The sequence below is a fragment of the Brevundimonas basaltis genome, from assembly GCF_014202075.1.
GTDB classification, from domain to species: domain Bacteria; phylum Pseudomonadota; class Alphaproteobacteria; order Caulobacterales; family Caulobacteraceae; genus Brevundimonas; species Brevundimonas basaltis.
Map to the genome: position 1 here is coordinate 36,733 of NZ_JACHFZ010000006.1, position 12,359 is coordinate 49,091.

The following is a 12,359-nucleotide window of genomic DNA, read 5'->3' on the forward strand; positions in this document are numbered from 1 at the left end:
CGAGGCGGGGACAGCGAAACGCCGCGGGCCTTGCGACCCGCGGCGTCCGATCGGCTTCGAATGGACCCGGCCCGACTATTCGGGGCTGGCCATCGGCGTCAGGGCCGCGGCCGTGGCGCGCTGGGCGGCCAGCTCGGCGGCGGGCAGCGGCACCAGGCCGCGGTCCTGCAGATAGCCGCCGCGACCGGCCGAGGCCTCCGACATATATTCCATGAGGAATTCCTTGAGGCCCGGCGTGACGCCGATGTGGGCCTTCTTGACGTAGATGAACATCGAGCGGGACACCGGATAGGCCCCGGAGGCGATGGTCTCCGGCGTCGGCATGACGCCGTTGACGGCGTGCGCCTTCACCGTGTCGGCGTTCTGTTCGAGGAAGGAATAGCCGAACACGCCGGTAGAGCCGGGGGTGCGGGTCAGGGTCTGCACGATGGCGTTGTCGTTCTCGCCCGAGTCGATCCAGGCGCCGTCCTCGCGGAGGGTATGGGCGAGGGTCTCGAAACGGTCCTTGTCGCTGTCGGCCAGAGCGGCCAGCTGCGGGATGGCCTTGGCCGAGGGGGCCATGGCCAGCTCGAGCCAGGAGTCCCGCGTGCCCGAGGTCGGCGGTGGGCCGTAGACCATGATGCGGGTCGAGGGCAGGCCCGGATTGACCTGGTTCCAGCTGGTGTGCGGGTTGGCGATAAAGCCGCCGTCCGGGCCCGGCACTTCCTTGGCCAGGGCGAGGTAAAGGTCGTCGCCCGCGAAGCCGTAGTCAGGGGCGTTGAGCGCCGTGGCGATGACCAGACCGTCATAGCCGATCTTCAGCTCGATGATGTCGGTGACGCCGTTGGCCTGGCACATCTCGAACTCGGACTTCTTCATCCGGCGCGAGGCGTTGGCGATATCCGGAGTGGTGGGGCCCGTGCCCTGGCAGAACGCCTGGATGCCGCCGCCGGTGCCCAGCGATTCCACGCGCGGCGCGGCGCCGCCCGAAGTGCGGGCGAAATTCTCGGCCACGCGGGTGGTGAACGGGAAGACGGTCGAGGAGCCGGCGGCCCAGATGCCGGAGCGGGCGCCCTGGGCGCCTCCGGTCTGGTTGTCGCCACAGGCCCCGAGGGCGAGCAGGGCGATCGCCGAGGCGGCGGCGAACAGGGTGCGGGTCATGGATCAGGCTCCGACGACGGTTGAGGTCGAGGCTGCTTGGACCACAGGTTTGTGACGGGCGGTGCGACGGAAAGGTGACGGTTCGGCGACGCTGGGAGGGCTTAGGTCGTAGGGCTTAGGGCTTAGGGCTTAGGGCTTAGGGCTTGGGGCTTAGGTTCTAGGCGGTGCGGCGAGCGGCGGGCAGGTCCGGCAGCGGGCGGCGACCTGCCAAGCCCTGACCTCCAAGCCCTACGACCTAAGCCCTAAGCCCTAAGCCCTAAGCCCTAAGCCCTAAGCCCTAGATGTGGATGGCATGCCCCAGCGCCCGCAACGACGCCTCGTGGAAGGCTTCGCCGAGAGTGGGGTGGACGTGGATGATCCCCGCGACGTCTTCGAGCACCGCCCCCATCTCGAGCATCTGGGCGAAACTGTTGGAGAGTTCGGCGACGTGCTGGCCGACGGCCTGGACGCCGAGCAGGCGGTGGTCGGCCTTTGACGCCAGCACGCGGACGAAACCGCCGTCCTCACCGGCCTCGATGGCCAGGGCGCGACCGATGGCGGCCAGCGGGAAGACCGCCTGGATGACGTCGTCGCGGCCCTCGATATCCAGCGGGCCGAGGCCGGCGGAGACGATCTCGGGCTCGGTGAAACAGACGGCGGCGATGGTCACCGGGTTGAAGATCTTGTCATGGCCGGCGATGCGTTCGGCCACGACCTCGCCCTGGGCCGAGCCCTTGTGCGCCAGCATGGGTTCGCCGGTCAGGTCGCCGACGGCCCAGACGTTCTTCATGCTGGTGGCGCAGCGCTCGTCGATCTTCACGAACGGCCCGGCCATGGCCACGCCCATGTTTTCGAGGCCCCAGCCCTGGGTGCGCGGCTTGCGGCCGACGGTGACCAGCACCTTGTCGGCCTTGAGCTTGAGGGCCTTGCCGTCCTTATCGGTGACGTTCAGGGCGCCCTTCTCGAACGACCCGGCTTTCGCGCCGAGATGCAGGTCGACGCCGTGCTTCTCGAGCCATTTCTGCACCGGATCGGTCAGGGCCTTGTCGTAGAGCGGCAGCAGCCGGTCGGCCATTTCGACGATGGTGACCTCGGCCCCCAGCTTGCGGTAGGCGATGCCGAGCTCCAGCCCGATATAGCCGCCGCCGACGACGACCAGCTTGCCCGGGACCTTGTCGAGCGACAGGGCCTCGGTGGAGGAGATGACGTCGCCGCCGAACGGCAGGAAGGGCAGTTCGACCGGGTCGGAACCGGTGGCGAGGATGACGTGCTCGGCGCTGATGGTGAGGTCGCCGTCGGCGGTTTTGACCGTGCAGGTCTTGGCGTCGGAGAAGGTCGCCCAGCCCTTGATGACCTTGACCTTCGACTTCTTCAGCAGGCCCGCGACGCCAGTGTTCAGCTTGCGGACGATGCCGTCCTTCCAGGCCACGGTGGCCGTCAGGTCGATGGCGGGTTTGCTGGCGGTGATGCCGAGCGTGCCGCCGTCGGCCGCCTTGGACACCGTCTCGAATTTCGAGGCGGCGTGGATGATGGCCTTGGACGGGATGCAGCCGACATTGAGACAGGTCCCGCCCAGCCCGTCGCCGCCGTCGACCAGCACAGTGTCGAGGCCGAGCTGGCCGCAGCGGATGCCCGCGACATAGCCGCCGGTGCCGGCGCCGATGATGAGGACTTTGGTGGTGAGGGTTTGGGTCATTCGCCGGTGTCCGGTTCGATAAGGGCAAGCAGGTCGTTGGCCTCAAGCATCAGCAATCCGCCTTCGTCGATCAGAATCGAGAAACCGTCCGGGCCATCCTTCTCGAGGATCAGGATCGACATACCTTCGACCAGGGAGCCCAATCGTCGGCTCGCGAGCGGTGAGCATGTGCTCGGCAGGCTCTGGTCTTCAAAGGCAATCGAACGCCCGGTGCCGCGCACGATCCGCTCCGGTTCGATGTCCGCCCGTACACGAAGACCGTCACGTCTCGGAGAGGTCAACCGGCCAATAACGATGCGATCGGCTGTGGCGATCAGCCGTGAGTTCTCGGCGGCGATTTCCGACGGATAGGCGCGAGCGCCTTCGCGGCAAGCCCAAGCGTCAGTGGACGCCATGGTTCCAATCACGATTGCTGCCGCAGCGACGAAAAGCCGGTTCACGCCTCACCCCATCCACAACGTCGCCGGGTGCTCCAGCAGCCCCTTGATCCGCTGCACGAACACCGCCGCGTCGTGGCCGTCGACGATGCGGTGATCGAAGCTGGAGGACAGGTTCATCATCTTGCGCACCACCATCTGGCCGTTCCTGACCACCACGCGTTCGGCGATCTTGTTGGGGCCGATGATGGCCACCTCGGGGTGGTTGATGATCGGGGTGTGGACGACGCCGCCGAGCGTGCCCAGCGAGGTGATGGTGATGGTCGAGCCCGACAGCTCGTCGCGCTTGGCCGAGCCGTCCTTGGCCGCGCCCGAGACGCGGGCGATTTCGAGGGCGGTGTCGTACGGATCGCGGGCCTCGGCGTGGCGGACCACGGGGACCATCAGGCCGTTCGGGGTCTGGGCGGCGATGCCCAGGTGGACGGCGTTGTGGGTCGTCAAGACCCCGGCCTCGTCGTCGTAGTGCGAGTTGATGGTCGGCTGGTCGCGCAGGGCCACGACGATGGCGCGGGCGATGAAGGGCAGGACGTTGAGCTTGGGCTGGTCCTTGGCCTTCGTCGCATTGAGGTGGGCGCGCAGCTCCTCGAGCGCGGTGACGTCGATCTCCTCGACATAGGTGATGTGGGGAATGCGGCGCACGCTCTCGGCCATCTTCTCCGCGATCTTGCGGCGCAGGCCGATGATGCGGGTTTCGGTGACGCCTTCGGCCTTCGCATAGGTCGAGGCCGCCGACGATCCGGAGGCGGACGATCCGCGGCCGCCCGAGGCGACATAGGCGTCGAGGTCGCCGTGCTCGATCCGGCCGGCCGGACCCGAACCGGGCACGAATTGCAGCTCGATACCGAGGTCGCGGGCGCGATTGCGCACGGCCGGTGACGCCAGCGGACGCTCACCCGCGGTGCGGGTGGTGAAGGCTTCGGCGACAGCCTTGGCGGGCGCAGTCGTCGTTTTCTTCGTCGGCTTATCCGAAGTCTCCGAATTCACCGCGGAAACCGTATTCGAATTCCCTGCCGGTTTCGGGGCCTCGGCGGGGGCCGCGGAAGCCGCCACATTGCCCTTGCCCTCGACCTTGAAGCTGACCAGCGGACCGCCGACGGCGAGCTGCTGTCCGGCCTCGCCGTGCAGGGCCACGACCACGCCCGAGACCGGACTGGTCAGTTCGACGGTGGCCTTGTCGGTCATCACGTCGGCGACGATCTGGTCCTCGGCGACCGTGTCGCCGACCTTGACGTGCCAGCCGACCAGCTCGGCCTCGGCCGTGCCTTCGCCGACGTCGGGCAGTTTGAAGACGTGGTTGGCGCCGGAGCTCGCGGGGCTGGCCCCCTCCGTCGCCTTCGGCGACACCTCCCCCGATGGGGGAGGACTTGCAGCGGCGCGGTCTCCCCCCTGCGGGGGGAGTACCGGCGAAGCCGGGGAGGGCGGCGCTTCGCCGGACGCATTCCCCGCCCCCTCGACCTCGAACTCGACCAGCGGCGAACCGACAGCCAACTGCTCGCCCACCTGACCGTGCGCGGCCGTGACCTTGCCGGCGACCGGGCTGGTCAGTTCGACCGTGGCCTTGTCGGTCATGATGTCGGCGAGGATCTGGTCCTCGGCCACCATGTCGCCGACCTTGACGTGCCAGCCGACCAGTTCGGCCTCGGCGGTGCCTTCACCCACGTCGGGCAGTTTGAAGACGTAGCGACCCATCTCAGCGGCCTCCCGACATGACGGACTTCAGGGCCGCAGCGACCCGTTCCGGACCGGGGAAATATTCCCACTCGAAGGCGTGCGGATAGGGGGTGTCCCAGCCGGTCACCCGCGCGATCGGCGCCTCGAGATGATAGAAGCAGCGCTCCTGCACCAGCGCCGACAGTTCGCCGCCGAAGCCCGAGGTTTTCGGCGCCTCGTGGACGATGACGCAGCGGCCGGTCTTCTTCACCGAGGCCTCGATGGTCTCGATGTCGAGCGGCACCAGGGTGCGCAGGTCGATGACCTCGGCGTCGACCCCGGCGTGCTCGGCTCCGGCCAGCGAGACCCAGACCATGGTGCCGTAGGCCAGGATGGTGACGTCGGCGCCTTCCTTCATCACGCGGGCCTTGCCGATCGGCACGGTGTATTTGCCGGTCGGGACCTGGGCCAGGTCCTGGGCCTTCCACGGGCTGACCGGCTTCTGGTGCCAGCCGTCGAAGGGGCCGTTGTAGAGGCGTTTGGGCTCGAAGAAGATGACCGGGTCGTCGTCCTCGATGGCCGCGGTCAGCAGGCCCTTGGCGTCATAGGGGTTGGACGGGATGACCACCTTGAGGCCCGCGATATGGGTGAACAGGCTCTCGGGCGACTGGCTGTGCGTCTGGCCGCCGAAGATGCCGCCGCCGTAGGGCGAGCGCACCGTGATCGGGCTGGTGAACTGGCCGCCCGAGCGATAGCGCAGCTTGGCCGCCTCGGAGACGATCTGGTCGTAGGCCGGATAGATGTAGTCGGCGAACTGGATCTCGACCACCGGGCGCAGGCCATAGGCGCCCATGCCGATGGCGGCGGCGACGATGCCGCATTCGCTGATCGGGGCGTCGAAGCTGCGGGTCAGGCCGTGCTTTTCCTGCAGCTTGTCGGTGACCCGGAAGACGCCGCCGAAATAGCCCGCATCCTCGCCGAAGCTGAGCACGTTCGGGTCTTCCGACATCTTGGTGTCGATGGCCGAGTTGAGGGCCTGGATCATGTTCATCGGCTGGACGCCCGTGGCCGGCGCCTCCGACTTCGGCGCGTCGTTCTGGTCGACCATGTCGGGTTCGATCCCGTCGGTGCGGTCGGATTCGGTGAAGGTGGTTTGCTCAGCCATGGTCAGACCCCCACCTCGCGGCGCTGTTCGGTGATGCGCCAGTCCTCGGTCGCATAGACCTCCTCGAACATGGTCTTCACCGAGGGACGCGACTGGCCGAGCGTGCCGATGGCCTCGGACTCCTTGCCGGCGGCGCGGACCTGTTCGACGGCGTCCTTCTCGGCCGCTTCCTGCTGTTCGTCGGACCATTCGCCAAGCGCGATCAGATGCTGCTTCAGGCGCATGATCGGGTCGCCCAGCGGCCATTTCTCGTGCTCGTCGCCGGGGCGGTAGCGGCTGGGATCATCGGAGGTCGAGTGCGGGGCGCCGCGGTAGGTGAACAGCTCGATGACCGTCGCGCCCTGGTTGGTGCGGGCCCGTTCCTCGGCCCACTGGGTCGCGGCCCAGACGGCGAGGAAGTCGTTGCCGTCGACGCGCAGGGCCGGCAGGCCGTAGCCGATGGCCTTGGAGGCGAAGGTGGTCTCAAGACCGCCGGCGATGCCCTGGAAGGACGAGATGGCCCACTGGTTGTTGACGATGTTGAGGATCACCGGCGCGCGATAGACGGCGGCGAAGGTCAGGGCGTTGTGGAAGTCGCCTTCCGCCGTGGCCCCGTCGCCGATCCAGGTGATGGCGATCTTGTCGTCGCCCTTGTAGGCGCTGGCCATGGCCCAGCCGACGGCCTGCGGCACCTGGGTGCCCAGATTGCCGCTGATGGTGAAGAAGCCGTAGTCCTTGGCCGAATACATGATCGGCAGCTGGCGGCCTTTGATCGGGTCTTCGGCGTTGGAATAGATCTGGTTCATCATGGTCGCGAGCGGATAGCCGCGCGCGATCAGCAGGCCCTGCTGGCGATAGGTCGGGAAGCCCATGTCCTCGCGGTTGAGGATCATGCCCTGGGCGACCGCGATGGCCTCCTCGCCGGTGCATTTCATGTAGAAGCTGGTCTTGCCCTGACGGTGGGCGCGATGCATCCGGTCGTCGAAGGCGCGGGTCAGGATCATCGCCTTGAGGCCCTTGCGCAGGGTCTCGGCGTCCAGCTTCGGATTCCACGGGCCGACGGCCTTGCCGTCGTCGTCCAGCACGCGGACGAGGCGGAAGGCGTGGTCGCGCATGTCGAACGGCGCGGTCGACACCTCGGGGCGCTCCACGGCGCCGGGCGCGTCAAGTTTCAGATGGCTGAAGTCCGGCGTGTCGCCCGGACGGCCCGAAGGCTCGGGCACGCGCAGCGACAGGGGCTGGGTGTTAGGCTTTTTCATTCCGTCCTGCTGTCCGGTTGATCCGACCGCGTTTCCTCCGGCGCCCTGTAGCACGGTCCGCAAGCCAAGGCTCGCTTGATTTTGACCTTGCATATGCCGGTTCACGGGTATTTTATTGCGTCATACCTCGATCAGGAGAAACGCCTTGGCTGACGATCTGGATCCCGTCGACGCCCGTATTCTGGACATCCTGCAGCAGGACGCCGGATTGTCGGTGGCCGAGGTGGCGGAACGGGTCGGTCTGTCAGCCTCGCCGTGCTGGCGCCGGATCAAGAGACTGGAGGATACGGGCTTCATCCGCAAGCGGGTGACCCTGCTCGACGCCACCCGGCTGGGGCTCGACTTCGAGGTCTACGCGATCGTCAAGTTGAGCTTGCCCTCGACCGAGAACCTCGACCGCTTCGAGGCGGCCGTGGCCGACTGGCCGGAAGTGGTGCAGTGCGCCACCATCACCGGGCGCGAGGACTATGTGCTGCGCATCATCACCTCGGACATGCATGCCTTCGACCGTTTCCTGCGCCTCAAGCTGCTCAGCCTCGGCATCGTTTCGGACTGCGAGAGCCATATCGTCACGCGCGGGGTGAAGAACGTGACCACCCTGCCGCTGGGCATCGTTACGCCGCACGTCACCTGAGCCTGATTGCCGATGCTTGAGTTGGCGCCGGCGATGGCCCGACCGATAGTGGCGGCGAAGCCTGGGGGGATCGCGATGCGTCTGGCCGCCACCATCGTCATCGCCGGCCTTCTGGCCGGCGCCGCGCCCGGTCTGGCACAGGAGGCCGGGGAGACGGATGTCGCCGGCTTCCAGAGATTGAGGGCGGAGGGCGTTGCGGCGGCCAATGCCGACGATCTGGCCACCGCGGCGGCGCGGCTGGCCGAGGCGGACGGGCGTCTGCCCAACCATCCCGGCATGATGTTGATGCGGGCGCGGCTGGCGGCTGGGGCCGGCCAGCCGGAGGAGGCGCTGGCCCATGTGCGGCGCTACGCCGACGCCGGACTGGTGGTGAACCTGGCGGGTGACCAAACGCTGTCGACCTTGGCCGATCAGCCGGGGTTCGAGGCCGTCGCCGCCGCCGTGGAGGCCAACCGGGCCCCGGTCGGGGCCGACCGGCTGAGGCCGCTGGCGGCGATCCCGGGCACCGGGCTGGTCGAGAGCGTGGCGCGGGACGAGGCGCGCGGGCGCTGGCTGGTCGCCATGATCCGGGACCGGACGATCGTGGCGCTGGACGACGCCGGCGGGGTCAGTCCCTTTCTCGTGGCGGGGGCGGAGATCGGCGGGGTGCTCGGTCTGGCCATCGACGGGAGTGCCGGGGTGTTATGGGCCGCGACCGCACCTCTGCCTCCCGCCGTGCATGGGCGGGCCGCCGATTCGCCGCCCCCTGTGAGCGCCCTGTTGAAGATCGACGTCTCCAGCGGGCGGGAGCTGGCGCGCTACCCGGCGCCGGGCGCGGATCAGATGCTGGGCGATGTGACCTTGGCGCCGGACGGGACGGTCTATGTGGCCGGCGGCGTTCTGTTCGAACTGCGACCGGGGGGCGAGGCTCTGAAGGTGCTGCTGCCGATGGACCAGATCCGGTCGCCGCAGGGCATGGCCGTGACGCCGGACGCAGCCGCCGTGATCGCGGCCGACTATTCGTCCGGCGTCTGGCGGGTCGAGCGGGCGACCGGCGCGGCGACGCGGCTCCAGGCCCCGGCGAACGCCAGCCTGATCGGCATCGACGGCCTGATCTCCGACGGTCGGTTCGTCTATGCCCTGCAGAACGGCGTGGCTCCGCAGCGCGTGCTCAGGCTGACGCTGGACGCGGGCTGGCGCCGGATCGAGGCGGTCGAGGTGCTGGCCGCCAGCCTGCCGCAGCTCGACGAGCCGACGACGGGACTGGTCCACGACGGCGAACTGGTGTTCGTATCGCGATCGCAGTGGAGCGATTTCGACGGGGAGGGGGCGTTGCGCACGCCCGGGCCGGCCCCGGCGCTGATCTCGCGTCTGCGGCTGGACTGACGGGGACTAGACTATGATCGAGATGGTGATCGACGCCCGGCGCAAGGATCTCGGCGGGTTCGAGGTCGGGCGGGTGCTGCCGTTCCACGCCCGGCGCATGGTCGGGCCGTTCATCTTCCTCGACCAGATGGGGCCGGCCGAGTTCGCCCCCGGGGCGGAGGCGATCAATGTGCGGCCCCATCCGCACATCGGCCTGTCAACCCTGAGCTATCTGTTCGAGGGCGAGATCATGCACCGGGACAACACCGGCGCGACCCAGGCCATCCGCCCCGGCGAGGTCAATTGGATGACCGCGGGCAAAGGCGTGGTCCATTCGGAGCGCACCGATCCGCTGAAGAAATCCACCGGGGGACCCATGCACGGCATGCAGGCCTGGATCGCCCTGCCGGAGGAGGCCGAGGAGGTCGATCCGTCCTTCCATCACCACGGCGAGGCCGATCAGCCAGCCTATGAGAACGGCGGCCTGTTCGCCCGGCTGGTGGCCGGCGAGGCCTATGGCGCCCGGGCCGCTGTGCCGGTCTCTTCACCGCTGTTCTATGTGCATTGGGAGCTGGGCGAGGGAGTTCGCACCACCCCGCCGCCGGGCAAGGGCGCGGGCGGCTATAGCGAGCGTGCGCTCTATGTAGCGAAGGGCGAAATCGAGGTCGGCGACCGCACCTTCCACGACGGCCAGATGATCGTGCTGGAACAGACCGCCGAGCCGACGGTGAGGGCGGTGCGGCCGTCGACGGTGATGGTGCTGGGGGGCGAGCCGGTCGGCCCGCGGCTGATCTGGTGGAATTTCGTCCATTCGAAACAGGAACGGATCGACCAGGCCAAGGCCGACTGGAAGGCGGGGCGGATGACCCTGCCGAGCGAGGACGACGCGGAGTTTATTCCGCTCCCCGACACGCCCTCGGCGCCGGGGGCGGTCAAGCCGGGGCCGACCGATCCGGTCTGAGGATCAGCCCGCGTTCCGGTCCCGGGGGCACATCTGGCGGGCGCGGAGGGCCATCTGGCGGTCGCCGGCCTCGCGCGCCTCGTTGCGGGCGTCGGTGCAGCGGCCGAGCTCGATCAGGGTGCTGACCCGGTTGGCGAGGTCGATCCGGGCGAGGGGCTGCGCGGGGAGATTGTTACCGGCGGCGGCGTCGAGGAAATTTTCATAATCGGCGCGGATGCCTGGCATCATCCCCTCATAGGACCGGTTGGCCCATATTCTCGCCTGGCCCGACGGCGGCGGCCCGTTGGGATTGGGCGGCGGCTGCTGGGCGAGGGCGGGAAGGGCGACGGCGGCGACGGCGGCGACGATCAGGCAGGATGACAGGCGTTGCATGGCGGTTCCTCCGAGCGATCCCTGATATTTCTCCCATACCGGAGATTGTGCAACAAAATTCCTCTCGCCGACATGAGGTGGCGCGTGGGGGACGGTCAGGCCGTCAGGTCGCCGAGGAACTCCAGCAGCAGGCGGTTCACTTCGTCCGGCCGTTCCTGCTGGATCCAGTGGCCGGCGTCGGGGATGACCCTCTGGATGCGCAGGTCCGGGGCCCAGTCCTTGAGCGTCTCTTCGGCCGCCCCGGCGTAGTGGCGGACCGGGTCACGCTCGCCGACCGCAAAACCGGAGGGGACGCGGATGCGGGCGTCCTGCAGGAAGGCCGTGGCGGCCCAGTTCGCGTCGAGGTTCCGGTACCAGTCGACCGGCCCCTTGAAACCGCCGACGGAGAAGGCGGCGACATACTCCTGGAAATGCGCCTCGTTCATCCAGGGTGGCAGGGTCGCGTCGTCGGGAACGGCGGAGATGAAGTCCTTACCTTCGGCGATGAAGCCGGTCGACTGGCGGTCGTCCGCCGTGGCCCCGTCATAGGCGTAGAAGCCCTTGCGCAGGGCGGTGGCCACATCGGCCTCGAACACCCGATGGGCGTCGGTATGCTGGAATTGGCTGATGTAGAGCTCGCCCAGACCCAGCCGTTTCGAGATGGTGGCCATGGCGGCGGTGGGCGGGCCCTTGGGCCGGCGCGGCTGGAACGGCACCGACAGGCCGAACACGGCGCGGAACAGATCGGGGCGGGTGAGGGCGCAATGCCAGGCCACCGGCGCGCCCCAGTCGTGGCCGACGACGACGCAGGACTCCTCGCCCAGCGCCCGGACCAGATCGACCATGTCGCCGACGAGGTCGAGGATGCCGTAGGCGGCGGTTTCCACCGGCTTGTCGGTCCCGCCATAGCCGCGCATGTCGGGGGCGACGGCGTGGTATCCGGCGGCGGCGAGGGCCTCGACCTGGGCGCGCCAACTGATCCCCAACTCCGGGAAGCCATGGACGAGCAGGACGAGAGGGCCGGAACCGGCCTCGAGGACCTTCTGGTTCAGCCGGTCGGTCGGGATGTGGCGGGTGTGCATCGGGGCACCCGACCACCTGCGGGGCCGGCCTGCAAGCGGCCTAGAGCTCCACGCCCGTCGTGCGCATGATCTCGGCCCGCAGCTCGGGCAGGCCGTCGCCCTTCTCGGCGGAGGTGACGATGACGGCGGGGTAGGCGGCGGGGCGTTTGGCGATGGCCTTGAGGGTGGCGGCCTGGACCTTCTCCGCCTCGCCCTTCTTCAGCTTGTCGGCCTTGGTCAGCACGATCTGATAGCTGACGGCGGCGAGGTCGAGGGCGTCGAGCGCCTCGTCGTCGACCTTCTTGAGGCCGTGGCGGGCGTCGATCAGCAGATAGACCCGCTTGAGCGTCACCCGGCCGCGCAGATAGTCGCGGCCGAGGTCCTGGAACTTCTTCACCGTCGACTTCGAGGCCTTGGCCCAGCCGTAGCCGGGCAGATCGACCAGCCGCATCTTGCCGTCGAGATCGAAGAAATTGACTTCGCGCGTGCGGCCCGGCTCGTTCGAGGCTCGGGCCAGCTTGTGCATGCCGACCAGGCCGTTGATCAGGCTGGACTTGCCGACGTTGGAGCGGCCGGCGAAGGCCACCTCGGGCAGGTCAGGATCGGGCAGCTGCTCGATCTTGGCGCAGCCCATGATGAAGGTCGCCGGGCGTGCGAACAGGATGCGCGCCTGCTCCAGCTCCTCGGGGGTGAAATCGTCCAA

At 68.4% G+C, this 12,359-nt stretch carries 12 protein-coding genes; 3 read left to right on the forward strand and 9 right to left on the reverse strand.

Annotated features, from left to right (window positions below; genetic code table 11):
* Positions 1-75 precede the first annotated feature (75 nt).
* The 6 genes from HNQ67_RS12645 to HNQ67_RS12670 form a co-directional block, all read right to left on the reverse strand.
* Positions 76-1,140: a substrate-binding domain-containing protein gene (locus HNQ67_RS12645; RefSeq protein WP_183256002.1), complete on the reverse strand. Its 1,065-nt coding sequence runs from the start codon at positions 1,138-1,140 to the stop codon at positions 76-78.
* A gap of 277 nt (positions 1,141-1,417) precedes the next feature.
* A complete protein-coding gene (gene lpdA, locus HNQ67_RS12650) occupies positions 1,418-2,815 on the reverse strand; it encodes a dihydrolipoyl dehydrogenase (protein WP_183256004.1) in 1,398 nt (465 codons plus the stop codon).
* On the reverse strand, positions 2,812-3,255 hold the full coding sequence (locus tag HNQ67_RS12655) for a hypothetical protein (RefSeq protein ID WP_183256006.1): 444 nt from the start codon (positions 3,253-3,255) through the stop codon (positions 2,812-2,814). The genes lpdA and HNQ67_RS12655 overlap by 4 nt, the downstream gene beginning before the upstream one ends.
* Before the next feature lie 3 nt (positions 3,256-3,258).
* A complete protein-coding gene (locus HNQ67_RS12660) occupies positions 3,259-4,941 on the reverse strand; it encodes a 2-oxo acid dehydrogenase subunit E2 (protein ID WP_183256007.1) in 1,683 nt (560 codons plus the stop codon).
* A gap of 1 nt (position 4,942) precedes the next feature.
* The gene (locus tag HNQ67_RS12665) at positions 4,943-6,067 is read right to left on the reverse strand and encodes an alpha-ketoacid dehydrogenase subunit beta (protein WP_183256009.1); all 1,125 of its coding nucleotides are present in this window, start codon (positions 6,065-6,067) and stop codon (positions 4,943-4,945) included.
* Between the two features lie 2 nt (positions 6,068-6,069).
* Complete coding sequence (locus HNQ67_RS12670; RefSeq protein WP_183256011.1) at positions 6,070-7,305, reverse strand: 3-methyl-2-oxobutanoate dehydrogenase (2-methylpropanoyl-transferring) subunit alpha; 1,236 nt, start codon at positions 7,303-7,305, stop codon at positions 6,070-6,072.
* Positions 7,306-7,450: 145 nt separating this feature from the next.
* On the opposite strand from HNQ67_RS12670, the gene HNQ67_RS12675 reads away from it, so the two are divergent.
* From HNQ67_RS12675 to HNQ67_RS12685, 3 genes are all read left to right on the forward strand, one after another.
* Positions 7,451-7,939 (forward strand): Lrp/AsnC family transcriptional regulator, encoded by a 489-nt coding sequence (locus tag HNQ67_RS12675; RefSeq protein ID WP_183256013.1) that lies wholly within the window; start codon positions 7,451-7,453, stop codon positions 7,937-7,939.
* Between the two features lie 75 nt (positions 7,940-8,014).
* Positions 8,015-9,304 carry an NHL repeat-containing protein gene (locus HNQ67_RS12680; protein WP_183256015.1) on the forward strand — a complete coding sequence of 430 codons (1,290 nt, stop codon included), beginning with the start codon at positions 8,015-8,017 and terminating at the stop codon, positions 9,302-9,304.
* 13 nt (positions 9,305-9,317) lie between these two features.
* The gene (locus HNQ67_RS12685; protein ID WP_183256017.1) at positions 9,318-10,244 is read left to right on the forward strand and encodes a pirin family protein; all 927 of its coding nucleotides are present in this window, start codon (positions 9,318-9,320) and stop codon (positions 10,242-10,244) included.
* Between the two features lie 3 nt (positions 10,245-10,247).
* Here the strand turns inward: HNQ67_RS12685 and HNQ67_RS12690 are convergent, their stop codons facing one another.
* The 3 genes from HNQ67_RS12690 to yihA all read right to left on the reverse strand — a co-directional run bounded on the left by HNQ67_RS12690 (position 10,248) and on the right by yihA (position 12,359).
* Positions 10,248-10,616 carry a hypothetical protein gene (locus HNQ67_RS12690; protein WP_183256019.1) on the reverse strand — a complete coding sequence of 123 codons (369 nt, stop codon included), beginning with the start codon at positions 10,614-10,616 and terminating at the stop codon, positions 10,248-10,250.
* A 95-nt stretch (positions 10,617-10,711) separates the two neighbouring features.
* A complete protein-coding gene (locus HNQ67_RS12695) occupies positions 10,712-11,677 on the reverse strand; it encodes an alpha/beta fold hydrolase (RefSeq protein ID WP_183256020.1) in 966 nt (321 codons plus the stop codon).
* Between the two features lie 40 nt (positions 11,678-11,717).
* Entirely contained in the window at positions 11,718-12,359 is a 642-nt protein-coding gene (gene yihA / locus HNQ67_RS12700) for a ribosome biogenesis GTP-binding protein YihA/YsxC (protein WP_183256022.1), read from the reverse strand.